Origin of the sequence: Streptomyces sp. NPDC057302 (assembly GCF_042667685.1) — a bacterium.
Lineage (GTDB): Bacteria > Actinomycetota > Actinomycetes > Streptomycetales > Streptomycetaceae > Streptomyces.
This window is the reverse complement of the sequence record NZ_JBHUZJ010000087.1, coordinates 1-25688: the sequence shown is the minus strand read 5'-3', so window position 1 is coordinate 25688 and position 25688 is coordinate 1. Positions and strand designations below refer to the sequence as shown.

At 68.2% G+C, this 25688-nt stretch carries 26 protein-coding genes and 1 other RNA gene; 6 read left to right on the top strand and 21 right to left on the bottom strand.

Translation table 11 applies throughout. The features are described from left to right. Positions 1-51: 51 nt before the first annotated feature. The gene (locus ACFUPX_RS37565; protein ID WP_383333004.1) at positions 52-903 is read left to right on the top strand and encodes a DUF5753 domain-containing protein; all 852 of its coding nucleotides are present in this window, start codon (positions 52-54) and stop codon (positions 901-903) included. A gap of 9 nt (positions 904-912) precedes the next feature. Beyond that, positions 913-1095 carry a DUF397 domain-containing protein gene (locus ACFUPX_RS37560; protein WP_383333002.1) on the top strand — a complete coding sequence of 61 codons (183 nt, stop codon included), beginning with the start codon at positions 913-915 and terminating at the stop codon, positions 1093-1095. Between the two features lie 92 nt (positions 1096-1187). Here the strand turns inward: ACFUPX_RS37560 and ACFUPX_RS37555 are convergent, their stop codons facing one another. The 7 genes from ACFUPX_RS37555 to ACFUPX_RS37525 form a co-directional block, all read right to left on the bottom strand. Beyond that, complete coding sequence (locus ACFUPX_RS37555; RefSeq protein WP_383333000.1) at positions 1188-2255, bottom strand: hypothetical protein; 1068 nt, start codon at positions 2253-2255, stop codon at positions 1188-1190. 234 nt (positions 2256-2489) lie between these two features. After that, positions 2490-3155: a hypothetical protein gene (locus tag ACFUPX_RS37550; protein WP_383332998.1), complete on the bottom strand. Its 666-nt coding sequence runs from the start codon at positions 3153-3155 to the stop codon at positions 2490-2492. Continuing rightward, a complete protein-coding gene (locus ACFUPX_RS37545) occupies positions 3152-4342 on the bottom strand; it encodes a putative T7SS-secreted protein (protein ID WP_383332996.1) in 1191 nt (396 codons plus the stop codon). Before ACFUPX_RS37545 ends, ACFUPX_RS37550 begins: the two co-directional genes overlap by 4 nt. Beyond that, entirely contained in the window at positions 4339-4638 is a 300-nt protein-coding gene (locus tag ACFUPX_RS37540) for a hypothetical protein (RefSeq protein WP_383332994.1), read from the bottom strand. Before ACFUPX_RS37540 ends, ACFUPX_RS37545 begins: the two co-directional genes overlap by 4 nt. 53 nt (positions 4639-4691) lie before the next feature. Continuing rightward, positions 4692-5720 (bottom strand): hypothetical protein, encoded by a 1029-nt coding sequence (locus ACFUPX_RS37535; RefSeq protein WP_383332992.1) that lies wholly within the window; start codon positions 5718-5720, stop codon positions 4692-4694. Continuing rightward, positions 5717-6376 carry a hypothetical protein gene (locus ACFUPX_RS37530; RefSeq protein WP_383332990.1) on the bottom strand — a complete coding sequence of 220 codons (660 nt, stop codon included), beginning with the start codon at positions 6374-6376 and terminating at the stop codon, positions 5717-5719. Before ACFUPX_RS37530 ends, ACFUPX_RS37535 begins: the two co-directional genes overlap by 4 nt. A gap of 249 nt (positions 6377-6625) precedes the next feature. After that, positions 6626-7153 (bottom strand): MarR family winged helix-turn-helix transcriptional regulator, encoded by a 528-nt coding sequence (locus ACFUPX_RS37525; RefSeq protein WP_383332988.1) that lies wholly within the window; start codon positions 7151-7153, stop codon positions 6626-6628. A gap of 143 nt (positions 7154-7296) precedes the next feature. Between ACFUPX_RS37525 and ACFUPX_RS37520 the strand changes: the two genes are divergently transcribed. Both ACFUPX_RS37520 and ACFUPX_RS37515 read left to right on the top strand, forming a co-directional pair. Further along, entirely contained in the window at positions 7297-8259 is a 963-nt protein-coding gene (locus ACFUPX_RS37520; RefSeq protein ID WP_383332986.1) for an EamA family transporter, read from the top strand. Positions 8260-8306: 47 nt separating this feature from the next. Further along, on the top strand, positions 8307-8957 hold the full coding sequence (locus tag ACFUPX_RS37515) for an NAD(P)-dependent oxidoreductase (protein ID WP_383332984.1): 651 nt from the start codon (positions 8307-8309) through the stop codon (positions 8955-8957). A 37-nt stretch (positions 8958-8994) separates the two neighbouring features. Here the strand turns inward: ACFUPX_RS37515 and ACFUPX_RS37510 are convergent, their stop codons facing one another. The 4 genes from ACFUPX_RS37510 to ACFUPX_RS37495 all read right to left on the bottom strand — a co-directional run bounded on the left by ACFUPX_RS37510 (position 8995) and on the right by ACFUPX_RS37495 (position 14503). Continuing rightward, complete coding sequence (locus ACFUPX_RS37510) at positions 8995-10299, bottom strand: acyltransferase (RefSeq protein ID WP_383332982.1); 1305 nt, start codon at positions 10297-10299, stop codon at positions 8995-8997. Next, positions 10296-12404, bottom strand: a complete 2109-nt coding sequence (locus ACFUPX_RS37505; protein WP_383333028.1) for a glycosyltransferase — start codon at positions 12402-12404, stop codon at positions 10296-10298. The genes ACFUPX_RS37510 and ACFUPX_RS37505 overlap by 4 nt, the downstream gene beginning before the upstream one ends. A gap of 167 nt (positions 12405-12571) precedes the next feature. Continuing rightward, positions 12572-13270, bottom strand: a complete 699-nt coding sequence (locus tag ACFUPX_RS37500) for a hypothetical protein (RefSeq protein WP_383332980.1) — start codon at positions 13268-13270, stop codon at positions 12572-12574. 231 nt (positions 13271-13501) lie between these two features. Then, complete coding sequence (locus ACFUPX_RS37495; RefSeq protein WP_383332978.1) at positions 13502-14503, bottom strand: LysR family transcriptional regulator; 1002 nt, start codon at positions 14501-14503, stop codon at positions 13502-13504. 84 nt (positions 14504-14587) lie between these two features. On the opposite strand from ACFUPX_RS37495, the gene ACFUPX_RS37490 reads away from it, so the two are divergent. Further along, positions 14588-15868: an MFS transporter gene (locus ACFUPX_RS37490; RefSeq protein ID WP_383332976.1), complete on the top strand. Its 1281-nt coding sequence runs from the start codon at positions 14588-14590 to the stop codon at positions 15866-15868. Here ACFUPX_RS37490 and dacB read toward each other — a convergent pair. The 8 genes from dacB to ftsE form a co-directional block, all read right to left on the bottom strand. Next, a complete protein-coding gene (gene dacB / locus ACFUPX_RS37485) occupies positions 15792-17384 on the bottom strand; it encodes a D-alanyl-D-alanine carboxypeptidase/D-alanyl-D-alanine-endopeptidase (protein WP_383332974.1) in 1593 nt (530 codons plus the stop codon). The genes ACFUPX_RS37490 and dacB overlap by 77 nt on opposite strands. A gap of 116 nt (positions 17385-17500) precedes the next feature. After that, complete coding sequence (locus tag ACFUPX_RS37480; RefSeq protein ID WP_383332972.1) at positions 17501-18307, bottom strand: collagen-like protein; 807 nt, start codon at positions 18305-18307, stop codon at positions 17501-17503. Then, on the bottom strand, positions 18304-18576 hold the full coding sequence (locus tag ACFUPX_RS37475) for a hypothetical protein (RefSeq protein WP_383332970.1): 273 nt from the start codon (positions 18574-18576) through the stop codon (positions 18304-18306). The genes ACFUPX_RS37480 and ACFUPX_RS37475 overlap by 4 nt, the downstream gene beginning before the upstream one ends. Positions 18577-18759: 183 nt before the next feature. Continuing rightward, positions 18760-19148, bottom strand: a transfer-messenger RNA (tmRNA) gene (ssrA, locus tag ACFUPX_RS37470). 119 nt (positions 19149-19267) lie between these two features. Further along, positions 19268-19789, bottom strand: coding sequence for an SsrA-binding protein SmpB (smpB, locus tag ACFUPX_RS37465; RefSeq protein WP_383332968.1), 522 nt, complete (start codon positions 19787-19789; stop codon positions 19268-19270). A gap of 18 nt (positions 19790-19807) precedes the next feature. Beyond that, entirely contained in the window at positions 19808-20989 is a 1182-nt protein-coding gene (locus ACFUPX_RS37460) for a S41 family peptidase (RefSeq protein ID WP_383332966.1), read from the bottom strand. 78 nt (positions 20990-21067) lie between these two features. Further along, complete coding sequence (gene ftsX, locus ACFUPX_RS37455) at positions 21068-21985, bottom strand: permease-like cell division protein FtsX (RefSeq protein ID WP_383332964.1); 918 nt, start codon at positions 21983-21985, stop codon at positions 21068-21070. 43 nt (positions 21986-22028) lie between these two features. Beyond that, positions 22029-22718, bottom strand: a complete 690-nt coding sequence (ftsE, locus tag ACFUPX_RS37450; protein ID WP_030788113.1) for a cell division ATP-binding protein FtsE — start codon at positions 22716-22718, stop codon at positions 22029-22031. A gap of 240 nt (positions 22719-22958) precedes the next feature. Between ftsE and ACFUPX_RS37445 the strand changes: the two genes are divergently transcribed. Then, positions 22959-23150, top strand: coding sequence for a hypothetical protein (locus tag ACFUPX_RS37445; protein ID WP_383332961.1), 192 nt, complete (start codon positions 22959-22961; stop codon positions 23148-23150). A gap of 93 nt (positions 23151-23243) precedes the next feature. On the opposite strand, the gene ACFUPX_RS37440 is transcribed toward ACFUPX_RS37445, so the two are convergent. Together ACFUPX_RS37440 and prfB are read right to left on the bottom strand one after the other, a co-directional pair. Then, on the bottom strand, positions 23244-23897 hold the full coding sequence (locus ACFUPX_RS37440; RefSeq protein WP_383332959.1) for an LPXTG cell wall anchor domain-containing protein: 654 nt from the start codon (positions 23895-23897) through the stop codon (positions 23244-23246). A gap of 280 nt (positions 23898-24177) precedes the next feature. Beyond that, positions 24178-25284: a peptide chain release factor 2 gene (gene prfB, locus ACFUPX_RS37435; protein ID WP_383332957.1), complete on the bottom strand. Its 1107-nt coding sequence runs from the start codon at positions 25282-25284 to the stop codon at positions 24178-24180. Positions 25285-25688: the final 404 nt, after the last annotated feature.

Genomic DNA, 25688 nt, shown 5'->3' with positions numbered 1-25688 from the left:
TCCCTCGTGCGGGTGATCCGAGGGTGTAGTCCGAGGAGAGAGAAGGCATACGTGCCGCCCAGCACCAACCCCACCCTGCGCCAGCGGCGACTAGGAACGGAGCTACGCAAGCTCCGTGAACACGCAGGGCTGACCGCGACCGCCGCCGCGACGCTTCTTGGCCTCAAGCAGGGGCAGATCAGCAGCATCGAGGCAGGCCGCTACCCCGTAAGCGCTGACCGCGTCCGCACCTTCGCCCGCAGCTACAGCTGCGCCCATGAACCCCTGGTGGACGCCTTGGCCTCGATGACGGGCGGCCGGAAACGCGGCTGGTGGGATGAGTACCGCGACCACCTGCCCGCCAGCCTGATCGACCTCGCCGAACTGGAGCACCACGCGGCGGAGTTCCGCGTCGCCCTGGTGATCCACATCCCCGCACTCCTACAGACCACGGATCACGCCCGCGCACTCTTCCGCGAGGTGGTCCCACCCATGCGGCAGTACGAGATGGAGCACCGCCTCACGCATCGCATGAAGCGCCAGGAAACCCTCCACCGGGAAACTCCGACCCCGTACACCGCGGTCATCCACGAGTCCGCTCTACGCATGGGGTTCGGCGGCTCAGCCGTCAGCCGCGCACAGCTCCAGCACGTCATCGAGATGAGCGAACTGCCCAACGTAACTGTCCGAGTGATCCCCTTCGGGCACACCCCGTTCCCCGGAACCGGGCAGTCGGTCGACTATCTCGTAGGGCCAGTCGCACGGCTCGACACCGTCCAGCTGGACACTCACCACGGCTGCGAATTCCTGGACGCAGAGGCACAGTTGGCCAAGTACTGCTCCGTGCTGGACCGCATGGAGAACGGCGCGCTCACGCCGTCGCCATCACGCGACCTGATCCACAAGCTGATCCAGGAACTCTGAGGACCAACCATGCACACATACAACTGGCAGAAGTCCACGTACAGCGGAGACGCATCGAACTGCGTCTATGTCGCCGCCACCCCGGACGGCAAAATCCACCTCCGAGAAAGCGACACCCCCACCACCACCCTCACAACGACGCCCACCCCCCTCCACACCCTGATACGAACCCTCAAGGCCACTGCCCTCTGACCGGTTGCAAGGAATTCTCATCGACACGCCGCTGCACACCGTTCACCACCGCGACTTTCCTGCAATAGACGCGCCCTGGTGGAGGCAGCCGCCTACCCGGTGATCGTCCGCACCCCCGCGCTCGACAGCGACTCGGCGATCTCCTTGGTGTTGGCCGTACGGATCTCGATCGACTCGCCGGAGCGAAGGAGCAGGTCGAGGGTTGGGTCCAGCCAGGACACCGTGGCGGCGAGGTGGGCCACGCCCATGAGGTCCGCGGACGGGAGATCCAGCGCCGATCCGTCCGCACCACGGAGGTGAAGAACGCCCGCGCCAAGTGCCACGACACCATCGCGTGGCGGGCCGGAGTCCCAGGAGGCAGGCCCGTCAGCGGGACGACGCCCAACTGGATCGCCGAACCCGTAGCGCATGGGGTGCACAACGATTCCAGCATCGAAAGAGTCGGCCAAAGCAGTTGCGGCCCCTACGAGCCGAGTCCGTTCCCGGCGCCGTCTGAGCACAGCCATCGGAAGACCAATCACCATCACGGCCAAGGCGAGGAGGCCGATCAGCAGGAGGCCTAGTACATCCCTCGGGCGTGCGATGGCGAAAATTACCGCGACGATGGCAACGGGTACACACAGAGCAACGTAGAGCAGCGCGGGGCGGATACCAGGCATCTGGAACTGGGCCTCTACCGCTCCGGACATCCGCTCCCGGAGTTGATGTCGCCTGCGCTCACGGCCCCGGATCGCCATCTCCCGTGCGGCCCAGCCATAGCGGATCGCGTACTTCCGCACCGTTGCCCAGGAAAAGCCTGCTGCGACCACCAGCCCAGGCAACAACACAAGAGTGTTCGCATCAGCCGCATTCGCCAGCACCACGACGGCCAAGATGAACGCCAGAGTGAGGACCAGCGCCGCGTTGAAGAAGCGGGAGTGGGGGGAACCCTGCGAGCCGTAGCCCGACGGGAACTCGGAGTCGTACCCCCGGTCCACAGCAGCCCATTGGCTCAACAGCTGACTTCGCCGCAGCCCTCTGGCACGCAGGGAGCGCAGGACCAGCAGTGCTGGGAGCGCAAGGATCAGCAGAAGCAGGCACCCGGCAGCCGTGACCGCCGCCCCGGCGGCGTCACCGTCTTCACTCATGGCCGAGTCGGCCGCCAGGACCGGAATCAGCACGGCTACGAGGGTTACCACCCCGGAACATAGCAAGAAGGCAAGGCCACGGCCACGTGAGAGGTCCTCGCGCACCAGTCCGTTGAGGGCTTCTGACTGAGCCCGCAGGAGGGCGGCACGGTCCGACCAGGAATCGGCCGGCCGAGGCCCCTCTGGGAGCGATGTCGCACGAAGCAACGAACCTCGCGAAGAGGGTCTGATGTTGGTGCTGTTCGTCATGTCCGGTTCTCCGTCGTCCTATTGGTCATTCGAAGTCCAGGATGAGGCGGGCAGGAAGACCGAGTTCCCGGCAATGACTGCCACCAGGGCGGCTAGTTCACGCACCTGCTGCGGATCGAGGCAGGTTCCGATAACCAGAAGGCCTTTACCCCCCTCGGGTGGACACGCCAACGCACCCGCGAGCCCGGTCCGCACGTCTGAAGCAGCTTCCCCCCAGTCCTTCGGGACGGGAAAGGACGGCTGAGACAGAAAGCCGAAACCAATGCCCATCTCTGTGGTGAATCGCTCGATGTACGCCACTTTGTCCTTGAACTGCGCATCGAACACCCTGGACATCAACTCACCGAGGTCCACCTCGGCTGGAGTTGACGGAACAGCGACAGCTCCCGCTTGAACTTGCCAGACAGCCGGGGCTCCGCTGCTGGGGAGTGGTGTCGTAATCACGCCATACATGAGGGCGCCATCGGCCAGGTAGCGCTCGTGACACTCCATCAAACCGTCGACGAAAACATTTCGGCGATCTGCCGGAGTGTTCGGGTAGGTAAGTCGAACGAGTTCCGCACAGCGGATTCGAGTCGCTTCTCTATCGGCTCCATCGGCCAAGAGGTCAAACCAGTCAGGAGGAACAAAAAGATTTACTCGTCCAGGCTCGATTCCCGTGATGTCGCCACCATTGGCACTCAATTGGAAACCGCCGGCTTCTGCGTCAGAGCACCGAAGTCCCACTTGAAAATCTTACCAACAGTCTCGATACTGTCTCCCCCACCTTCCGACGTCAATGCGTGACCTGCCCAGGTTACGTGGAAGCTGGCAGCGCGTGAGATGAACTCATCCTGCCCCATGGCATAGCCGGCACTGGGCGTACTCTTGGCAAGTTGGAAGATTCCGTAAGGTAGTTCTTGCGCCGGACCGATGAGCTGAGGGACCGTTCGCATCGGCGCTCCCGACAGTTGCGCAGCAGCGAGAACACTGTCCCCCATCTTTGCGCCCAATTTCCCCACGCCGAAGCCGACGGCATCCATGATGACGTCCTTGGTAAGAAGTGCCTTACCGAAGCTTCCAGTTGTGCCGACCGCAGAGAGATAGTGAGCCCCCAGGGCGACACCCGCGAGGGGGAGCGAGACCGCAGCCATGAATTGGAGCCCTGGGATGAGCGCGAGAAGCCCCGTGACTGCACTGAGCAACCCAGCGATGTCTCCAATAAGGTCCAATAGAGGAGCCAACTTGCCGAGCAACTCGATAAGTTGATCGTGCACCCAGGCAAGGGAATCACCGATCTTGTCGAGCACGTCTCCAATGAAATCGCCGAGACTCTCCCAAAATCCAGGCTCATCCGGTGCAATGCCGATGGCATCCCTCAGGCGTTTAGCGGCATTCCGCCCTTCCGCTTCATAATTGGCATGAAGTGCACGCGCCCGCTTGCGTACTTCTTCAACCGGGTCGATAGTCGCGCCGCTTGAGGATTTCGTACGTTCAGCGCCAGAGCTATCTCCTTTCTTGCCATCCCCCTTTGCCTTCTCCTTCTCGTCTACGCTCTTGGCCTCCGCAGCCTCCCGTTCGAGGCCACGGGCGACTTTCTGTTTGTCCTTCATATAGTCGGCCCAGCCCTGGATCACGCCCTTCGCCCCGTCAAAGGAGTCGAAGGCGTCCTCGACCTTGGGGCGAAATTCGTCATCCAGCAGTTCCCGGAAGGCGATGGCCGCCTTTCCGCGCCAATCCCCATCATCGGCACCGCGCAGGACTCGTCTGATCTCCCCTAGGGCAGTGGCCGCTTCGCGAATCGAGTCTGCAACCTTGTCCACAGCATCGTGATGCCCGGGACAGGGAATGAACTCAAGGGTGGGGAAGTCTTCGATCTTCGGGGCGCTCACCCCTTCTTCGCCGCCTTCGAGAGAGCGGCCGCCAGATCCTCGTCCAGCTTTTCGAAAGTTCTCTGAATATGACTCAGAGTCTTCGCTGCACCTTTAGAGAACTTGCGCAACTGCCCGATCCCGTACTCCCACTCCTCGCCAAAGTCTTCCATACGGCGCTCAAGTTCTTTGGCACCCATTGCTTTGGCGTCGATGTCAGCCATGGCTCGTATCGGTTTGCCGAGAAGGTCCTCAATATTATTCAAATTGCGCCGCACTCGATGTAGCATTTCGCCGTCGATGTACAGATCACCCACCCGTGCTCCTCCCCAAACTGCATCCGCCCCTGCTCATCAAGAGATCTTCGAGCTCACCGGTTGATGGATTGGATCTCCTCCACTGTCACTTGCTGATCCGCACCGAACTCACCGTCAGGGAGGTCACCGCCTTCGCCGGTGGTGCTGGTCCAGCTGATCTTCCAGGTGAGGGTCGCCTGGAGGTTGTACGAGCCGTCGCCTGAGGACCGCAGATACTTCACTCCGCACGGCGGCGACGTGTCAGCGGGAGTCCCCTTTGCGCGGGGCACGCCGATCTTGCCGTCCTCGATGGGACATTCCCCAGAGGCGGGGTAGGTTTCGGCATTCTCTGTACCTGGATCGATGGACAGGGAAACAGGCTCCGCGGTCGTGGTCGCGGAAAGCCCCGAGCCCGGGATGCCCGCAGTGACGGAGACCTTCTTGAACTTCGCCGTGTCCAGCCAGGCCCAGGTCGGGAGGTTGACCTTCGTCTCTCCGTCGGGTGCCATCTTGATCTCGGTTCCGGGTACGGGCAGTTCGTCGTAGGCGTACTCGGCAAGGATCTTGGGCGAAACCGCCAGCGGTTCCTTGGGGGTGTCACCCGTGGGCACCCAGAAGGGCATCCTCTTGCAAGAGTTGGCCTCAGGGTCATCCTTGCGCTTCTCGTTGATGGCCGCCGCCCAGAACTGACCCTCACCCTGCTTGTCTAGGTTGTAGTTCTTGTAGGGGCGCCCTTCCTTGAAGTACGAGTCGAACACCCCGCCCACGAGGTCGCCGACCCCGAACACCTTCATCTGCCGGATCGCTTTGACCGTGGCCTGGATCTGCTTGGGAGAGTAGGCGGGCTCGTACCAGCAAGCCGGTGGGTCCCAGTTGCTGTTGGCAGGTGTGAGCGTGCCCGTCTTGGCCGTTTCCTGAGCACCGTTGACAGTCGTCTGAATCTTCGTCTCGACGGTGAGGTTTTGATCCTGACGTCCACCCTTGACCTGCGGAGCACCTGGTTCCGCTCCGTCGCCACCGCCGGCGTAGGCGGTACTCGGCACCAGGGCAACGGCCAAAGCGAGAAGGGGAACGTACCGACGATTCAGCCTGCGCTGGTTCACGGCATGCACCGCTTCGCCTTCGTCGTGGTCAACACCGTTGTCGTCTGCCAGATGCCGTCTTCGTTCTTCTCCAGCCGGGTGTTGTAGAAGGAGTAGTCCTGCTCGGATGCCGGTACCGACCTGTCGACCTTGCCTGTCTTACGGTTCTTGGGATAGGTCTTGGTGGTGTCCTTGCAGTACGTCACCGCGGCAGCGCCATCCTTGAGGAACGTAACCTCGCGGTCGTAATACCGGGTGGTCCCGACGAAGGTCTTGCCCTTCTTATAGAACCCCTGGGCGTAGTCCGCCGCCGACAGCAGGGCATCACCGGACGAATAGAACTTCAGCGCCGGATGCTCCTTCGCATCGACAGTGGCAGCCTCTGTCAGCGAACTGATCCGCCGCTCGTTGTCCGCGAGGATCGCGTCCTTCTTCGCGTCACCGGTCTTGCCGCCATCGAAGACGTTCTTTACGTCCTTCGGCAGCTTGATCTTCGGACGCTCGATGCCGTCGGCAGACGCTGTCGGAGATGGCGACTCTCTCTTCTCACCAGACTCGGCACCCGCGATCTTGTCGCTCCCCTTGGAGTCGCCGTCGCCCCCTCCGCAAGCAGAGAGCGAGAGGACTGCGGCAGCAGTGAGGGCGGTCGCTGCTAGCAGGGCGGGTCGGCGAGTCACGGTCAGCTCCTGATGGGACGAGGGATTCTCTGGAGTGAACCAAGCTATCCAGGAGGGAAGCGCGACGTCACGTCGAGGTTCACGCCCAGCAGGACATAGGCGGGCATAGCATCCGCGCCGCGCTACCCTTGGCGCATTTTGATCGCTTAGCGCAGCGTCAGACTCACCAACAGGTACGGGGCCCGGCGCCTCTTCGCCCTTTGAATCCGTGAAGTCGCGGGACCCTTGGCGACAGGTCGGCAGCCGAGTTCACCCCAGATGCGTATCCCCCAACGAAACCAACAACCTCCGCAACGCCCCGTCCAGCGCCCGGCGGTCCTCCGCCGACAAGGACCCCACCATCCGTTCTTCGTTCGCCACGTGATCCACCACCGCCCTGTCGACCAGCTCCAGGCCCGCCTCCGTCAGGCGGACCTTGATCGCGCGGCGGTCGGACGGGTCCGGGTGGCGTTCGATCAAGCCCTTGCGTTCCAGTTTGTCGAGGCGGTTGGTGATGGCGCCTGATGTCACCATCGCGGACTTCAGGAGGCCGCCCGCCGTCAGTTCGTGCGGGGCTCCCACCCTCCGCAGCGTGGCGAGTACGTCGAACTCCGGGAACTCCAGGCCGTGTTCGGCGAAAATCGGCTTCATACCCTTGCTCAGCAGGTGATCCGCCCGTTTGATGCGGCCCACCAGGGCCATCGCGTCCAGGCCCGCCGCGTCCATGTCCGGGCGCTCGCGGTGCCATTGGGCACGCAGCTCGTCGATCGCGTCGTCGACAGCCTCTGGGTCAGCCATTGCCGCACTCCTCACTCGGGGGCCCGCCCTCCCCCAGCCGAATATCTCAATGTTCAGATACTTGACGTTCGCGGACCCAGGGTTCATATTTATCTCAACGTTGAGAATAACAGCGTTCAGGGGAAACCGAGGGGGAGCACACCATGTCCACGTCCATGTCCACGTCCATCAGCAGCCCGAAAGCAACGACCCCAAGCACCGCCGGCGCCGCCCGCACCCCGCACCGCCCCGCACCGCGCAACCGCGCCCTCGTCGCCGCGGGCCTCGCCGCCATCGGGCCTGCCACCTGGGGCACCACCTACGTCACGACCACCGAACTCCTGCCCCCGGACCGCCCCTTGCTCGCCGCGGCCCTGCGTGCGCTGCCCGCCGGGCTCATCCTGCTCGCCCTCACCCGGCGGCTGCCCAGCGGGGACTGGTGGTGGAAGGCGGCGGTTCTCGGGCTGCTCAACTTCGGGGCGTTCTTCCCTCTGCTCTTCTTCGGGGCCTACCACCTGCCCGGCGGCGTCGCCTCCACCGTCAGCGCCGTCATGCCGCTCCTCGTCGCCGGCTTCGGGGTCGGTGTGCTGAAGGTGCGGCCCACCCGTCGTACGTTGGTCGCCGGGCTCGTCGGCGTCGTCGGTGTCGGGCTGCTCGTGCTGCGCGGCAGCGCCTCCGTCGACCCCGCCGGCATCGTCGCCATGCTGACCGCCACCACCCTGATGGCCCTCGCCGTCGTGCTCAGCAAGCGCTGGGGGCGGCCCGAAGGTGTCTCCCTGCTCGCCCTCACCGGGTGGCAACTCACCGCCGGTGGCCTGGTGCTGGCGCCGATCGCCCTCGGCTTCGAAGGGCTCCCCGACCACTTCACCGGCGCCAACCTCGCCGGATACGCCTACCTCGGCATCATCGGCACCGCCATCGCCTACGCCCTGTGGTTCCGCGGCATCGAGCGGCTCCCCGCATCGTCCGTGTCGTTCCTCGGGCTGACCAACCCCGTCGTCGCCACCCTCGCCGGACTGCTCCTCCTGGGGCAGACCCTCACCCCCTGGCAGGTGGGCGGGCTGATCCTCGTCCTGGCGAGCGTCTTCGTCGGGCAGGGCCGCCGCACCGCCCGCAAGCCCGCCTGAATCAACCCCCACCCAAACCAGAGTCCGCACCCCAAGGAGCAACCGCCATGCGCATCACCGTCTTCGGAGCAGCCGGAAACGTCGGCAGCCGTGTCGTCACCGAAGCCCTCACCCGCGGCCACGAAGTCACCGCCGTCGTCCGCGACCCCGCCCGCTTCGGCGAGCTGCACCCCTCCGTCACGCACCGCGCCGGTGACGCCGGAGTCCCCGAGCACGTGGCCGAGTTGAGCGCCGGGCAGGATCTCGTGGTGAACGCCACCAGACCCGCCCCCGGCCGCGAGGCCGATCACGCCGCCGTCAGCCTGGCGTTGCTGGACGGCCTCGCCCGCGCCGGAGGCGACGTACGGCTGATGATCGTCGGTGGGGCCGGGAGTCTGACCGTGCCGGGCAGGGCAGGTGTCCTCGCCATTGATGACCCCGCCTTTGTGCCCACCGCCTGGCGGCACATCGCCCTCGCCTCCAACGGCCAGTACGACGCCGTCCGGACCGCGGACACCGACGTCGACTGGACGTATCTGAGCCCGTCCGCCCTGCTCGAACCGGGCGTGCGCACCGGCACCTACCGGCTCGGCGCCGACGAGTTGATCGTCGACGCCGAGGGGGTCTCCGCGATCTCCATGGAGGACCTGGCAGTGGCGCTGATCGACGAGGCCGAGCGCCCCAAGCACCACCGCACCCGCTTCACCGCCGGGTACTGAGGAACCGAACCGCACCAAGAGCCGAGCGGCTCAGGCCTCAGCCCCGGTGCGAGCCGCCCCGCGAAGGCGCCACGGAGCGCCTGGTCTTCGCGCCGTTCGGCCACAGCCTCGGGCTGCGCTTGGCGGCGATGTCCTCCAGCCAGCCCACGGAAGCGATCATCAGGCCTATCAACGGCCAGACCAGGACCGTCATCCACAGCATGTACGTGGAGTCGAGGGCCGAGCTCCAGCGCTCGTTCTCCATGAACGGCAGGTCGTACGCCATGTCGATGATCGGCACCGTGGCCATGATCAGCAGGTTGTGCCAGAGGTAGATCGTCACCGCTCGGTTGTTGGAGAGGGTGATGAGCTTGTCCCAGCGCTTCAGGCGGCCCGGCAGCTCCTGCCAGGACGGGGAGTACTGGAACAGGATGACCACGAAACCGAAGGACCACGCCGCCTGGGCCAGGGGGATGTCGTTCAGGTCCCAGCCGTCGGGGCCCAGGTGGCCCGAGGCCCACCACAGGCCGAAGGCCATGATCAGGGCCGAGAGCGATACGGCCAGGTAGCGGGGGACGCGGGCCAGTACGCCCTCCTGGTGGGCGAAGCCCAGGACCCAGCAGCTGCCGTACACCGCGAAGTCCGAGACCGCGTTGCCCGTCTCGCCGGGGATCTTGACGATCTCCGTGGCGAGCAGCCCCGTCAGGGCGAGCGGCGCGAACAGCGTCGCCCACGGGACCCGGCGGAACGCCCACAGGAGCAGGGGCGACGCGATGACGAACCACAGGTACGCGCGGATGTACCAGAGCGGGCCCGCGGCCTGCGCCGGCCAGGTGTCCTCCAGGAGGCCCGCCTTGTCCCCGATGTGCCAGGGGAAGGGCGGGGCGCCGATCGGGAAGACGTAGTTGACCATGCTGACCAGGCCCCACGTGCCCCCGTGGTCCGGGTCCTTGCTGACGTTCCAGCCTCCGTAGAAGAGGAGGAAGAGCGCCACCGCGCTGAACGCCCACATGGGAGGCAGCAGTCGGCGTATCCGGCCTCGGATCACGCCCCACGCGGGACGCTTGAGGGAGCGCGCCATCAGCGCGCCCGCGAGGGCGAACATCACGCCCATGGACGGGAACAGGATCGTCAGCCAGGCCCAGCCGAACAGGTGGTAGATGACGACACGGACCAGGGCGAGCGAGCGCAGTACGTCGAAGTAGCGGTCGCGGCCCGGCTTCTTGGGCACGACAGGAGCGGCCGGAGCGGCCGGAGCGGCCGGAGCGACAGGAGCCGCCGGGGCAGCGGGAGCGGGCACCCCCGGGCCCGGGAACGCCTGAGCGTAAGGAACCTGCGGCAGTGGCTGCGTGGGATGGGTCATGCGACGGGCCTCCGGTCAGGGCTGCCCGTCCGCTGCTGCGGAATCGAGGGCGGAGTTCCAAGGACGCCCGTGCGCCGGAGCTTCTGCCAGCGCAGGCGGCCTCCGGTCAGGGCGGTGATCCAGGACTGCAGCAGCACGACGTACATCAGCTGCCGGTAGAGGATCTGCTGGAGTGGCAGCGAGATCAGATGGGTCATGCGCTCGCGGTCGAGCCGGAAGGCGTACGCCGCGCAGACCGCCTGGACGGCGAGCACGCCGAGCCACGCGACGACCGTCTTCTGGGTGGGGCCGAAGACCAGGCCGTAGAGCAGGAACACGTCGATCAGGGGGGCCAGCAGCGGCGCGAGGACCATGAAGAGCGACACCAGCGGCATGCCGACCCGGCCGAAGCGGCCCGAAGGACCGGACTCGATCACCGAGCGGCGGTGCTTCCAGATCGCCTGCATCGTGCCGTACGACCAGCGGTAGCGCTGCGACCACAGCTGCTGCACCGTCTCCGGCGCCTCGGTCCACGCGCGCGCCTTCTCGGCGTACACGACCCGCCAGCCGTCCCGGTGCATCGCCATCGTGATGTCGGTGTCCTCGGCGAGCGTGTCGTCGCTCATGCCGCCGACCCGCTCCAGGGCCGAGCGCCGGAAGGCCCCGACGGCGCCGGGGATGGTCGGCATGCAGCCGAGCATGTCGTACATCCGGCGGTCGAGGTTGAAGCCCATCACGTACTCGATGTGCTGCCAGGCGCCGATCAGCGAGTCCCTGTTGCCCACCTTCGCGTTGCCCGCGACGGCGCCCACGCGCGGGTCGCCGAACGGCTGCACCAGCTCGCGCACGGTGGACTGCTCGAAGACCGTGTCGCCGTCCATCATCACGATGAGGTCGAAACGGGCGTTGGCTATGCCGCGGTTGAGCGCGGCGGGCTTGCCCGCGTTCTGCTGGCGTACGACGCGTACGTTCGGCAGGCGGAGCCCCTCGACGATCAGCGCGGTGCCGTCCGACGAGCCGTCGTCGATGACGATGATCTCGATGGGGTGGTCGCTCGTCATGAGCGAACGGACCGTGGCCTCGATGCACTTGGCTTCGTTGTAGGCCGGGACGAGGACCGATACCGGCTCGGTGATGTCCGGGCCCCAGCGGAAGCCCTTCTTGCGCACCTTGCGCGCGTGCACCGCGGAGAGCAGCAGCATCAGGCCGAAGCGGAGCAGCACCAGGGCGCCGATCGCGGCGAGGGCGACGACGAGTACGCCGGTGATCTTCTCCGATGCCCCGACCAGGAAGACCCAGGCCTTGCCCTTCCAGAGGTCGATGCCGGTGACCGGCGCGTGCGCGCTGGGCGAGTCCAGGGCCTCGGTGAGGTTCGTGAAGCGGTAGCCCTTGTCCTGGAGGTCGGGCAGGAAGGTGTCGAGCGCGGCGACGGTCTGCGAGCGGTCGCCTCCGGAGTCGTGCATCAGGACGACGGCGCCGTTGCCGTTCTTGGGGGTCGCCCGGCGGATGATCTCGGCGACGCCTGGGCGCTTCCAGTCCTCGCTGTCGGTGTTGTTGACGACGGTGAGGTACCCGCGGCTGCCTATGTACTTCGTGACCGGCCAGGACTTGTTGTCCATGGCGTCGGAGAACGAGGAGTACGGCGGGCGGAAGAGGGAGGTACGGATGCCCGCGGCGCCCGCGAGGGCGAGCTGGTTCTGCGAAAGCTCCCAGTCGATGCGGCTCTCGGACTGGAAGGAGAGGTCGGGGTGGTTGAACGTGTGCAGGCCCACCTCGTGGCCCTCGTCCACCATGCGCTCGACCAGGTCGGGGTAGCGGGAGGCCATCGTGCCGGTGACGAAGAAGACGCCGTGCGCGTGGTGCTTCTTCAGTACGTCGAGGACCTTGGGGGTCCACTCCGGGTCCGGGCCGTCGTCGAAGGTCAGCACGAGCCGGTGGCGCGGGACGCTCAGCGTGTCCTCGTGGCCGCCGCGGGTGTCGATGACCGGGCCGCCTTCGAGGACCTTCTCCGGGACCTTGCCGGTGCCCGCGGGCGGTTGGATCCGGTGGTCGGCGAGGATCTCGCTGTGCGTGTAACCGCGCAGCATGAGCATCGCCATCAGGGCGACCAGGAGGAGCAGGGGCATGAGGTAGCGCAGGGGGATCCTGCGCCGCTTGGTGCCGCGGGCCGGCTGCGCGCGGCGCCGGCCGCCACCGCCCCGGCCGCTGCCGCCCCGGGGTTGGGCGTGGCTGTTCCGGGGCTGGGCGTGACTGTTCCGGGGGCCGGCTGACCGGCCCCTGTTGGTGCGGGTGTTCATCGCTGTGCGCCCTCCGAGGGCTGCTGGCCAGCGCTGTGCGGGGACATGTAGCTGACCGCCTGGGCGCGCTGCGGGGAGTGTGTGTCGGCGGCGGGCTGCACCGCGGGGACTTCGCCACCGCCCGCGCCCGCGCCGCCCGTGGGCTCGGTCGACGGGTCCGGGTCGGGCGTGGTGGGGTCGTCGGTCGGATCCGGGTCCGGGTCGGGCTTGGTGGGGTCGTCGGTCGGGTCCGGGTCGCCGCCGCCGTCCGTGGTGCCGGGGTCGGGATTGCCGCCGCCCGTGGGATCGGGGGCGGGCGTGGCGCCCGGCTTGTCCTTGCCGTCGTCCGGCTCGGCGGGGGTGTCCTTGCCGTCGTCACCGGTCCCGGGAGCGGTGGCGCCGCTCTCGGAGGCACCGGGTGAGGGGGTCGTGCCGGGAGAGGCCGAGGGGTCGAGGGAGTCGGCAGGTCTGTTCGGTGTGTCCACCTTGCTCGCCGGCTTCTCGTCCTTGGGGTCGATCGGCAGCCAGGGCGCGCTGGAGTTGCCCGAGAGCAGGGTGCCGACGATGATCACCGCGTACACGGCGCAGGCTATGCCGACGAGGACGCCTATCAGGCGGTACCTACGGCTGCGGCGGCCCGTCTCGTCGACGAAAACCGGCCCGTCAGGCGCGTCTTGGTCGCTCTCGGCGGCCAGATCCGCCAGCTGTCGCCCCACCCCGTCGATCTGAACGGTGACCTCGTTCGGATCATGGGTGTGTTCCGGTAGGGCATCTTCTCGCCAATTCTCCATGCGTACGCACAACCCCCCACATAACCTGACTCGGGCGCGCACGACTCCGGGCAGACTTGCCGTCGGACCGGGCCCCCACCCGGTCCGAGCGCCCCCCTATCACACTGCGCCCGGACCATGAATGTAGCGCACGGCGGTGACAGTCGTACTAATCCTTCAATCCAGGCTCATCATGATGAGTGCATCCGTGGCCGGAACCCACCCGTCTGCGGGCCTGCGGAGCCACCCTTCGGCGGCGGACAGCTCGGCCGCCGCCGCGCGCAGGGCGTCGAGACCGGGGTGCACGAGGCCCTTTCTCCACACCAATGACACAGGTGACAGGGGCACGGGGTCGATCAAGGGCCGCAGGACCGATGCGGGCATGGCCGGAAAGTCCACCGCGGTGAGGACGGGGTTACGGTTCTTGGCCATGATCCGCCCGAACTCCTCGGGTCCCACCGCCAGGGGCGCGGGCGCCGCGACGTCGATCCCCCGTCCCTCGAAAAGGCGACGCGCGAGGTCGGTCCACTCCAGCGTCCGGGGGTTTCCCGCCCCCGCGTACACGCTCTCCCCCGCGAGCGCGTCGAGCGGCACCGCGTCGAGCTCGGCCAGGGGGTGGCCCAGGGGCAGCAGCACCGCCATCGGTTCGTACCGCACGGGCTGCTGGGCGAGGCGCGACCGCAGCGCCGGTTCGAGCCCCCCGTACCGCCCGAAGGAGACGTCGAGCCGCCCGGCGACGATCTCGGCGGCGGCCCCGGTGAGACCGCTCTCGAAACGGGCCATCAGCTCGCACTCCGGGGCGAGTTCGCGTGCCCGCTCCAGGACGCGCCCGCAGATGAGCCCCGGGCTGTTCAGGTCCACGAGCAGCGGTCGTGCCGCACCGCCGGAGCCGGCGCCCCGCGCGAAGGCGGCCGTCAGGTCGTCCTGCGCCTCCAGGACCCGCCGCGCGTAGGGCAGCAGCCGCTCCCCCTCGGCGGTCGGCGTGACCCGCCGCGTCGTGCGCACGAACAGCTCGGTGCCCAACTCCCGCTCCAGGCGGCGCACATCACGGCTCAGCGCCTGCTGGGCGACGTAGAGCCTGGCGGCGGCCCGCGTGAAGTGCAGCTCCTCGCAGACGGCCACGAAGGCGCGCAGGAGGCGCGGTTCCAGATCGCGGGGCATCGGGGGTTCTGCTGTCATCCCCGGGAACTTACAACGAAAGTGCGTGAGTCGGGCCCCACAAGGTGTTGGACCCCGCACCACCGCCCCGGTGAGGGTGATCCCATGCCGCCCGCCGAACCCCACGCGCCCCGCTCCAGCCTCCGCCCCCACCCCCGCAATCCCTACGCCCGCCTCTTCCGGATACCCGGAGCCACCGCCTTCACCGTCGGCAACCTCATCGCCCGCCTGCCCATGGGCATGTTCAGCGTGAGCGCCGTCATCATGATCTCCGGGGCGCGCGGGTCGTACGCGCTCGCCGGCGCCGTCACCGCGACGGGCCTCGCCGCGACCGCCGTCGTGGCGCCCTGGACGGCACGCCTCGTGGACCGGCACGGCCAGGCGCGGATCGCCGTCCCCGCCACCGCGATCGCCGCGCTCGGCTCGCTCTCGCTGCTCCTGTGCGTGCGCTACGGAGCGCCCGACTGGACCCTGTTCGCCTCGTACGCCGCGACGGCCACGACCCCCAACACCGGCGGCATGTCCCGCGCCCGCTGGGCCCACCTCCTGAAGGGCGACGAGCGGGCCGCGCACACCGCCAACTCCTTCGAGCAGGCCGCGGACGAGCTGTGCTTCATGCTCGGCCCCGTCCTCGCGGCCTTCCTGTGCGGGGCGTTCTTCCCGGAGGCGGGCACCCTCATCGGGGTCGTGCTGCTCCTGACCGGCGTCCTGGTCTTCGCCGCCCAGCGCTCCACGGAACCCCCGCCCCGGGGACCTGCGACCACGAAGGAGAGATCCCCCCTCCACGCTCGCGGGATGCCCACCCTGCTCGCCGCCTTCCTCGCCACCGGCGCCGTGTTCGGCTCGATGGAGGTCGTGACGATCGCCTACGCCGACACCCAGGGGCACAAGGCGGCTGCGGGCGCGATCCTCGCCCTCCAGGCAGCGGGCTCCTGCGCGGCGGGCCTCCTCTACGGGACGCTCAAGCCGAGCGGTCCCCCGCACCGGCGCCACGTCCTGTGCGTCACTGCGATGGCGGCCCTGATGACCCTGCCGCTCCTGGCCGCCACGCTCACCGGCTCACTCCTTGTGCTCGCCGGGGCTCTCCTTGTCGCCGGTATGGCGACGGCCCCGACGATGGTCACCGGCATGACCCTGGTCCAGCAGCGCACCCCCGAGGGCCGGCTGAACGAGGGCATGACCCTCGCCGTCACCGGCCTGCTCGGGGGCATCGCGTGCGGAGCCGCGGGCGGCGGCTGGGTGGTGGAGCACCTCGGCGCCGCCCAGGGCTACGCGGTCCCGGTCACCGCCGCGTGCTGCGCCCTGCTGCTCAGCATCGCGCGGGCTTGCGCCACGAGCACTCCAGGTCCCCGCCCGGCTCGGCCCCGCGCTGCGAACGCGGCTTGACCAGGACGGCCTCGTCCTCGGTCGACTTGGCGAGCGTCACGACGATCGCGTCCTCCAGGGCCTTCACCGAAGAGGGCATGTAGTTGTTCAGGATGATGCTGAACACCAGCTCACGCCCGCCCGCGTCCTTCACGTACCCGGAAAGGGCGGACGCCCCGGTCAACGACCCCGTCTTCGCCCGTACGTTGAGGGCCGCCGGAGTCCCGCACATGCGCGTGCGCAGCGTGCCGCCGACGAACTTGTCCGGGTCGCAGGCCACCGGAAGCGACTTGTACCAGTCGGCGTACCAGGGCTCGCCCTTCGCCGAGAGCAGCAGCTTGATCAGCTGGTCGGCGGGGGCGTTGTCCTTGCGCGAGAGTCCGGAGCCGTCGACCTGGCGCACCTTGCCGGGGTCGACACCGGCCGTCTTCAAGTAGGCGCTGATCGCCGCGAGACCGTCCGTCCAGCTTCCCGGCCGTCCCGTCGCCTTGTGGCCCATCGCCTTCGTGAGGTTCTCCGCGTGCATGTTGTTGGAGAGCTTCATGAAGGGGATCATCAGCTCCTTCAACGGCATGGAGTCGTGCGAAGCTAGCTGCCGCGCGCCCTTGGGGGTGGCGAGCCCGGCCTTGGTGGGCCCGCTCACGCGCACCCCGTGCGCCTTGAGCGCGTCCCGGAAGATCGCCGCCGCGTACCCGGTCGGCTCCCAGACGGTGATCCACTCCTTGGTGGCGGAACCCCCCACCGGAACGGTGCCGGTGACCGTGATCGTGTTGGTGCCGTGCTCGCGCTCGATGGTGAGCGTGTCCTGACCGCCCGCGGCGACGGTCCTGGCGCTGTTGTCGACGTCCACGTAGTCCGTCTTCGGGGTCACCGTGACCTTCGGCCTGTCTCCGGCCTTGGCGCCCGGCGTGGCCTCGACGATGACCGTCCCGGTGTCGTAGTCGGTGTCCGGGGCGACGCTCAGCGCGGAGATCTGGGCGGCGTAGTACGCGAATTCGTCGTCCCCCGCCCAGGTGTCGCCGATGCGCTTGTCGTCGAACCGGGTGTCGTCCGCGACCAGGCGCCCCGAGACCTTCCGTACGCCCGAGTCGGCGATCTTGGCCGCGAGCTCGTCGTAGTCCTTGGCGAGCGTCGTCGGGTCGCCGGTGCCGCGCAGATAGAGGTCGCCGGAGAGGACGTGGCCCTTCTGCTTGCCGTCGGCCAGGACGTCGGTGGTGAAGCGGTGGTCGGGGCCGAGCTGCTCCATGGCCGCCGTCGACGTGAGGAGCTTGGTGTTGGAGGCCGGCATCAGGCGCCCGCTGGGCAGGTGCTGGTAGAGCACGTCACCGGACGCGGCGTCGGCGACGACGACGCTCGCCGCGCCGCCCTCCATCCGGGGGTCGCCGAGGATGGTGTCGATGGCTTCGGGCAGGCCGCTGCGGTCGGAGTCCGCCCCGGCCGGCGAGCTGACGGAGAGGGTGGCCGCCGCGACGCCGAGCACGGCGGGCCAGATCCAGTGGCGCATACGGGCGTTGACGCGTCTCACGGGTCTACTCATGACCCAGGAGCATCCCCGACTCCGGCGCCCCGCGACAGACCCCACTCCGGACATGTGGGCCGCCGGTTCGGGACATGCGAGCCGCCGGGGGCGCGGTGCGGGGTCGGTCCGCCGCGTCAGTCCGCCGCTTCGGGTGTGCGGCGGCACCGGGGCGGCAGCGCGGCGAGGAGCAGGAGGGCCGGTGCGGGGTCGGTGGGGGTCACGCCGACCCGGCGGCAGACCAGGGCGTCCGGGTCGCCCGAGGGCTGCTGGAGGCTGTAGCCCTCGGGGCAGTGGGGCCCTGCGGCGCCCGCCTCCCCCCTGGGCCCCCGCTCGCCACGCGGACCGGCAGGTCCCGCGGGGCCTTCGGGGCCCGATGCGCCGCCCGCGCCGTCGGTCCCACGGGAGCCGTCGGCGCCCGGCGGCCCCGCCGCCCCGGCCGGTCCGTCCGGGCCCTGCTCGCCGTTGGCGCCGTCCGATCCGTCCGAGCCCGCGGCTCCGGGCGGTCCTGGCTCCCCGGACGCTCCCGGTTTCCCGGGCTCTCCCGCGTCGCCCGCGTCCCCCTTGCGCCCTCCGGCGCCGGGCGTCCCGTTCGCGCCCTGCTTGCCGTCCTCGCCCCGCGATCCGGTGGCGCCGGGCGAACCGGGCTCCCCGGCGGGCACCCGCACCCGGGACAGCAGGTCGTCGACGGCCTCGGAGGGGTCGGGCGCGGCAGGGGTGTCGCCGTGGGAGCGGACCTGCGCGCGCAGGGTCCGTACGTCCCGGGCCAGGGTGGACACGGCCTCGCCCCGCCGGTCCGCCTCGGCGGCGAGCCGGTCGGCGCGGCGGTCGCCGGCGTCGATACGGGCCCAGAGGAGGGCGGCGACACCGCAGAGCGCGACAAGGACGCAGACGAGGAACACGGTGCGCCAACGACGGGCCAGGAGACGCTCGAGCTGGATCACGGAGTGCCTCCGAGCCGGTGGTTGTCGTTGAGCAGCCGGGCGATCTCGCTCTGGTCATGGACGTGCAGAGCGTTTAACTCGGCGAGTTTCACGTCACGTTCGGCGACCTGGCGCTCCAGCCGGTCCCGCTCCGTCTGGAGCTTCTCCGTCAGGCTGGAATAGCCGGTGAGCGCGTTCTCGCCGCGCTTGCCGAGATAGGCGGCCACTGCCGCACCCAGAACACCGAGGCTGGCAAGAAGGGCACCTAAGAGAGTGACGGTGGCATCCAAGCGACTGCCTCCTGCACTTGCGTACTCGGCCGGACTTCCGTGCCGCCCGGCCGTTCGGGAACCTGCACTCGCATGCAGTAACGAGTCACATGCCCAGAGGATGTGCCTGGTCGTCCGGCGCGTCCCCGCACACGGAAAAAGCCCCCTGACCAGTGGCCAGAGGGCTTTAACCTCACATGGGAATTGTGGAGATGGCGGGAATCGAACCCGCGTCCAACGGTGCAAAAGAAGGGCTTCTCCGAGCGCAGTTCGCTACGATTTTCTCGGCCCCGGTGATCTCGCGAACAAGTCTCCGACGGGCCCAGTCACTGTTTGATTTCCCATCGAACCCCGTGACCGGGCTCGATGGTTTAGTTCCCTAAATTATGCCAGGAACCGGGTCGGGAACACTCCCGGGCTGACACCCATTATGGGTCCTTCACTCACTGCTAATTAAGCAGCGAGGGCGAAGGACTGGGAATCGCTCTTGGAATTGGCGATTATTGGTTGCGACAGGTGGTTTACGAGATCATTGTCGCTTCCTCGGCTCGCTTCCCCTGCTTCGACATCCGCTGTCGAAACCGATCATCCCCATGTTTTTTTATCAATGCGCGCCCCGGCTGTGCGGGGCAGTGCCCATCGTACGTGACCAACGCCCGACGGGGCCAGCCAATTCCCGCGGGACCCGCCAGGACCCGCACGAACCGCCCGGCTAGGCGCTGCGCTGCCGCTTCTTGACCTCGGCGACCGCGCGGTTCGTCTCCCGCAGGTCCTGCTTCTCCTTGAGGGTCTGGCGCTTGTCGTACTCCTTCTTGCCCTTGGCGAGCGCGATCTCGACCTTGACCCGGCTGTCCACGAAGTACAGGGCCAGCGGCACGATCGTGTGCCCGGCCTCCTGCGACTTGGCCTCCAGCTTGTCGATCTCCGCCCGGTGCAGCAGGAGCTTGCGCTTCCGCGTGGCGGAGTGGTTGGTCCAGGTGCCCTGCACGTACTCCGGGACGTGGATGTTGTGCAGCCATGCCTCGCCGCCGTCGATGTGCACGAAGCCGTCCACGAGGGACGCCCTGCCCATCCGCAGCGACTTGACCTCGGTGCCCATCAGGACGAGGCCGCACTCGTAGGTGTCGATGATGTGGTAGTCGTGCCGCGCCTTCTTGTTCTGCGCGATCATCTTGCGGGCGGGGGCCTTCTCTGCGGCCTTCGCTGCCTTGCGCTTTACCTTTTCCTTGGCCATAGTCCGGCCATTTTCGCACTACGAGGGGGGTCCGAGGCCAGTCAATACTGTCTCGGCCCGCGTCTCGGCGCTGTCCTCGGCCTCCAGGTCCGGTGTGATGCCCCGGCCGTCGACCGCCCGGCCCGAAGGCGTGCGGTAGTGCCCGACCGTCAGCTCGGCCACCGAACCGTCGGGCAGCCGGCTCGGCATCTGGACCGACCCCTTGCCGAAGGTCCGCGAGCCCACCACGACCGCGCGACCGCGGTCCTGAAGGGCGCCGGTGAGCAGCTCGGCCGCGCTCATCGTGCCGCCGTCGACCAGCGCGACCACCGGTCTGGTGGTGTCGCCGCCCCGCTCGGCGTGCAGGGCCTTCTGCCGGCCGCGTACGTCGTACGTCGCCACCAGGCCGCCGTCGACGAGCCCGGAGGCCGCCGTGACCGCCTCCGACACCAGGCCTCCGGAGTTGCCGCGCAGGTCGAGCAGGATGCCGACGCCCTTGGGGGCGTCACGCACCGCGGAGCGCACGCGCTCGCCCGCGCCCTTGGTGAAGGACTCGACCTTGATCATGACGGCGCCGCCCGCGAGCTGCGTGACGGTGACGGAGTCCGTGGAGAGGCGGGCCCTGCGCAGGGTCTCGCTCCACGCGCGCGTGCCCCGCTCCAGGCCGAGCTCGACCGGGGTGCCCGCGCGGGCCCCTCGCAGCAGGGACACGACCTCGGTGACGGGGCGTCCCGCGACGCGCTTGCCGTCGATGCTCCGTAGCCGGTCGCCCTCGCGGATGCCCGCCTGTTCGGCGGGGCCGTCGCGCTGGACACGGGACACCTCGATGCGCCCGTCGGCCGCGCGCCTGGCCCAGAGGCCGACGCCGGTGTACGCGCCGTCGAGGGCCTGCTCGAACTCCTGGTACTCCCCCGGGGAGTACACCGACCCCCAGCGGTCGCCGCTGCGGCTGACGGCTTCCTCCGCGGCCTTCTTGCCGGACTTGCCGTCGGCCATCGCCTCAGCGGCGGCATCGGCCGCTTCGTCGGCCGTGTCACCGGACGCGACGACGGAACGGGTGGAGGGAGCGGGCGACTTCCGGCCTCCGCCGGCCTCCTCGCTCCAGGAGCCGGTGGCCGCACCGGTCGCGAGCACACTCGCGAAGACCAATGTCAGGGTCGCCCCGCGGCGGATACGGCGGGGCCTGGAGAGCCGGTCGCAGAACCGGTCGGGGCCTGACATGCCGGTGAGTCTAGGACAACGAAGGGCGCCGTACGGTCGGTTGAACCGTACAGCGCCCCGATGAACAGGCGGGTCTTGTCACACCTTGAGGTACTTGCGCAACGCGAAGAACGCGGCGAGCGCGGGCATCAGCAGACTGATGGCGAGCACCAGCGGCAGCTTGGCCAGGACCGCGTCCCACCCGATGAAGTTGATCAGATTCAGCTTCTCGGAGAGCGCGAGGCCGTGGTCGATGATGAAGTACCGGCCCACGAGGAGCATCCCGCAGGCGACACCGCCGCCGATGAGACCGGCGACGGCGGCCTCCATGATGAACGGCATCTGGATGTAGAAGCTGGAAGCGCCGACGAGCCGCATGATGCCGGTTTCACGTCTGCGGCTGAACGCGGAGACACGCACCGTGTTGACGATCAGCATCAGCGCGACGACGAGCATCAGCGCCATCACCGCGAGCGCCGCCCAGTTCATGCCGTTCAGGAGCCCGAAGAGGTTCTCCAGAATGCCCTTCTGGTCCTGCACGGACTGCACGCCGTCACGCCCGGAGAAGGCGGTCGCGACCACCTGGTACTTCTCCGGGTCCTTCAGCTTGATGCGGTACGACTCCTGCATCTGGTCCGGTGTGAGGGAGCTGGACAGCGGGGAGTCGCCGAACTGCTCCTTGTAGTGCTTGTACGCCTCGTCGGCCGATTCGTACTCGACCTTGTCCACGACGGGCATCTTCTTCAGGTCGACCTTGACCTGTTCCTTCTGCTCGTTCGTGACCGCGCCCTTGGCGCACTTGGGGTCCTGCTCCGCGTCGGCCTTGTTGCAGAGGAAGATCGAGACGTTGACCTTGTCGTACCAGAAGCCCTTCATCGTGCTCACCTGGTCGCGCATGAGCAACGAGCCGCCGAACAGGGCGAGCGAGAGGGCCACGGAGACGATGACCGCGAATGTCATCGTGAGATTACGGCGGAGACCGACGCCGATCTCCGACAGGACGAACTGGGCGCGCATGGCTCCCTTTCAGTGGATCAGTGCAGTGGATCAGTACGAGTCGTCAGTGCTGGTAGCCGTAGACGCCGCGCGACTGGTCGCGGACGAGACGGCCCTTCTCCAGCTCGATGACCCGCTTGCGCATCTGGTCCACGATCTGCTGGTCGTGGGTCGCCATGACGACGGTCGTGCCGGTCCGGTTGATCCGGTCGAGCAGCTTCATGATGCCGACCGAAGTCTGCGGGTCGAGGTTGCCGGTCGGCTCGTCGGCGATCAGGAGCTTCGGCCGGTTGACGAACGCGCGCGCGATCGCCACGCGCTGCTGCTCACCACCGGAGAGCTCGCCGGGCATCCGGTCCTCCTTGCCGCCGAGACCGACGAGGTCAAGGACCTGGGGGACGGACTTGCGGATCTCGCCGCGGGACTTGCCGATGACTTCCTGCGCGAAGGCGACGTTCTCGCCGACGGTCTTGTTCGGAAGGAGCCGGAAGTCCTGGAAGACGGTGCCCAACTGGCGCCGCATGTGCGGCACCTTGAAGTTGGAGAGGCGCGCGAGGTCCTTGCCGAGGACGTGCACCTGGCCGTGGCTGGTGCGCTCCTCGCGCAGGACCAGCCGCAGGAAGGTGGACTTTCCGGAGCCGGAGGAGCCCACCAGGAAGACGAACTCGCCCTTCTCGATCTCCAGAGAGACATCCCGGAGGGCGGGCCGGGTCTGCTTGGGGTAGGCCTTGGAGACGTTGTCGAATCGGATCACGGATGCACCACGGGTCGCCGGGGGTAGGTGAGCGTGACCATACGCGAAGCCGGTACGCGAGCGCAGTCAGCGTCTTGAGTTGCGCGAATTGTCGCGGATATACCACGGAACGTAACAGTCGGAAACCGACGAGGACGGGCGGGCCGCGCCGAAACTCGTGGAAGCTGGCACAGTGGTAGGGGGAACGGTTGGGTTCCCCCTAGCGTTGGGCAGGCTGTAACTGTGCGGGAGGAGAAGCGCATGACCCATGACAGGTTGGTGTGCGCGAACTGCGCGGGGCCCGTGAGCGAAGGCCGATGCCCCGTATGCCGGGCGAGCCGCGAGCGCATGCAGCAGGAGGGACCGTTCGGCGGTCTCAGCCCTGCGGCCCTGATAGGAGTACTCGTCGTGCTGATAGCGGCGGTGACCCTGTTGGCGCACCAGACCGCTTAGCGCGCCGCTCTCAGTGCGCCGAAGGCGCGTGCCAGGACACCAGAAGGGCCCGGAGCTGGATGCTCCGGGCCCTTCTGTCATGTCTGTCGCCTATCAGGCGGCGGCACCGCGGTTGCCGGCGAAGCGCGGCAGAACGCGGAAGCCGATGCCACCGGCGATCATCGTCGCGGCACCGATCAGCAGGAACGTGGTCTCGGTGGCACCCGTCTCGGCGAGCTCACCCTTGTCGGCCTTGTCACCCTGCTCGACCGGGGCGGACCCGGTGTCGGTCAGGCTGTCCTTGCCCTTGCCCTGCTCGACGGGGTTGGCGCCGCCGTCGGGGTCGTTGTCGTTGCCGCCGGAGCCGCCGCCGGTGCCGTTGCCGTTACCGGGGTCGCTCGGGCCCTCGGTGGGCGTACCCGGGTCGTCGGTGGGCGTGCCCGGGTCCGTCGGGTCCTCGGTGGGCTCCGTGGGCTCCTCGGTGGGCTCGGTCGGCTCCTCGGTGGGCTCCGTGGGCTCCTCGGTCGGCTCCGTCGGCTCCTCGGTGGGCTCCGGGATCTCCGTGGGGTCCTCGGTGGGATCGTCGTCGCCGATACCGACATCGACGCCGATGCCGTTCTCGTCGGCGCTGGCGCTGGCGCTGGCACCGCCGAGGTCGACGCCGACGTCAAGGGCCGAGGCGGCACCGGCAGCGGTCAGCGAAGCACCGGCGGCGATCACCGCACCGGCAGCTATTCGTGCCACGCGGATCCGCGTCTTCTTGGTCATCTGGCTGCTACCCCCAGTAGCTGAATCGTCAGTGAGGCAGCGCCCGGGACTGCGTTCGTCAGGAGCGCGCTATCCGCCCCCACAGATCACACGCGCCCCAGAGATACGCATGCCGCTCGCTAGCCTTTCCAGTTTCCACAGCAACGTCAAGGTCGTTGCGCGAGCGATGTCTGAAATGGCAGCAGTTGACCGGCGTACGGAGATGCGACTGTGACGTAAAAGGCAACTGCCGCCTCTTGGGCCGCAGTTGCCTCACGTTGCCTTGTCGATAAAGCGGTGCTTACTTCTCCTGCTGCTTGCGCCAGCGAATTCCCGCTTCGAGGAAACCGTCGATCTCGCCGTTGAACACGGACTCCGGGTTGCCGACTTCGCATTCCGTACGCAGGTCCTTGACCATTTGGTACGGGTGCAGGACGTACGAACGCATCTGGTTGCCCCAGGAGTTGCCGCCGTCCCCCTTGAGCGCGTTCATCTTCGCCTGCTCCTCCTGGCGGCGGCGCTCGAGGAGCTTGGCCTGCAGGACGTTCATCGCGCTCGCCTTGTTCTGGATCTGCGAGCGTTCGTTCTGGCAGGAGACGACGATGCCGGTGGGCAGGTGCGTCAGGCGGACCGCGGAGTCGGTCGTGTTGACGCCCTGGCCGCCGGGGCCCGACGAGCGGTAGACGTCGATGCGCAGCTCGGACTCGTCGATCTCGATGTGGTCGGTCTGCTCGACGACCGGGAGGATCTCGACTCCGGCGAAGGAGGTCTGGCGGCGGCCCTGGTTGTCGAAGGGCGAGATGCGGACGAGGCGGTGGGTGCCCTGCTCGACCGAGAGCGTTCCGTAGGCGTACGGGACCTGGACGGCGAAGGTGGTCGACTTGATGCCGGCCTCTTCCGCGTACGACGTCTCGTAGAGCTCCGTCTTGTAGCCGTGACGCTCGGCCCAGCGCAGGTACATGCGCTGGAGCTTCTCGGCGAAGTCGGAGGCGTCCACGCCGCCGGCCTCCGCGCGGATGGTGACGAGCGCCTCGCGGGCGTCGTACTCGCCGGAGAGGAGGGTGCGGACCTCCATCTCGTCCAGCGCCTTCTTGACGGCCGTGAGCTCCGTCTCGGCCTCGGCGCGGGTGTCCGGGTCGTCCTCCTCCTCGGCCATCTCGAAGAGCACGCTGAGGTCGTCGATCCTGTTACGGAGCGCCTCGGCCTTGCGGACCTCCGCCTGGAGGTGGCTCAGCTTGCTGGTGATCTTCTGTGCCGCTTCCGGGTCGTCCCACAGGGACGGCGCGGCCGCCTGCTCCTCGAGCACAGCGATGTCTGCCCTCAACTTGTCGAGGTCCAGGACGGCCTCGATCGACTCCATGGTCGAGGAGAGGGACTTGAGCTCTTCGGATACATCGACGACTGCCACGGGTCCAGCGTAACGGCTGGGGGCAAGCGGTCCGGCCTCCCGGCCCGGGGAGCGGCCACCCCCGGGCCCCGAAGCCCTGCCCTGCCCCCTCACCCGGGCCCCCACGGGACCGCCCTTCGCCCGTCCGGCCGGGGGTCCTATGCGCCTGGCGGGCGGGGCTCGGGTGCGCTTGGCGGTCGGGCCCGCGTGCGGCTGGCGGCCGGGGCCCGGGTGCAGCTGGCGGCCGGGCCCCGGGTGCAGCTGGCGGGGCCGGGGCCCGGGTGCAGCTGGCGGCCGGGCCCGGGTGCGGTCGGCAGTCGGGGTCCATGTGCGGCTGGCGGTCGGCTCGGGGCCTCCCTGTCCCGGCGCTTCGCGCCGGGTGTGGTTGGCCCCCCCCCCCCCAAAACCTGGGTTAATAAAAAAAT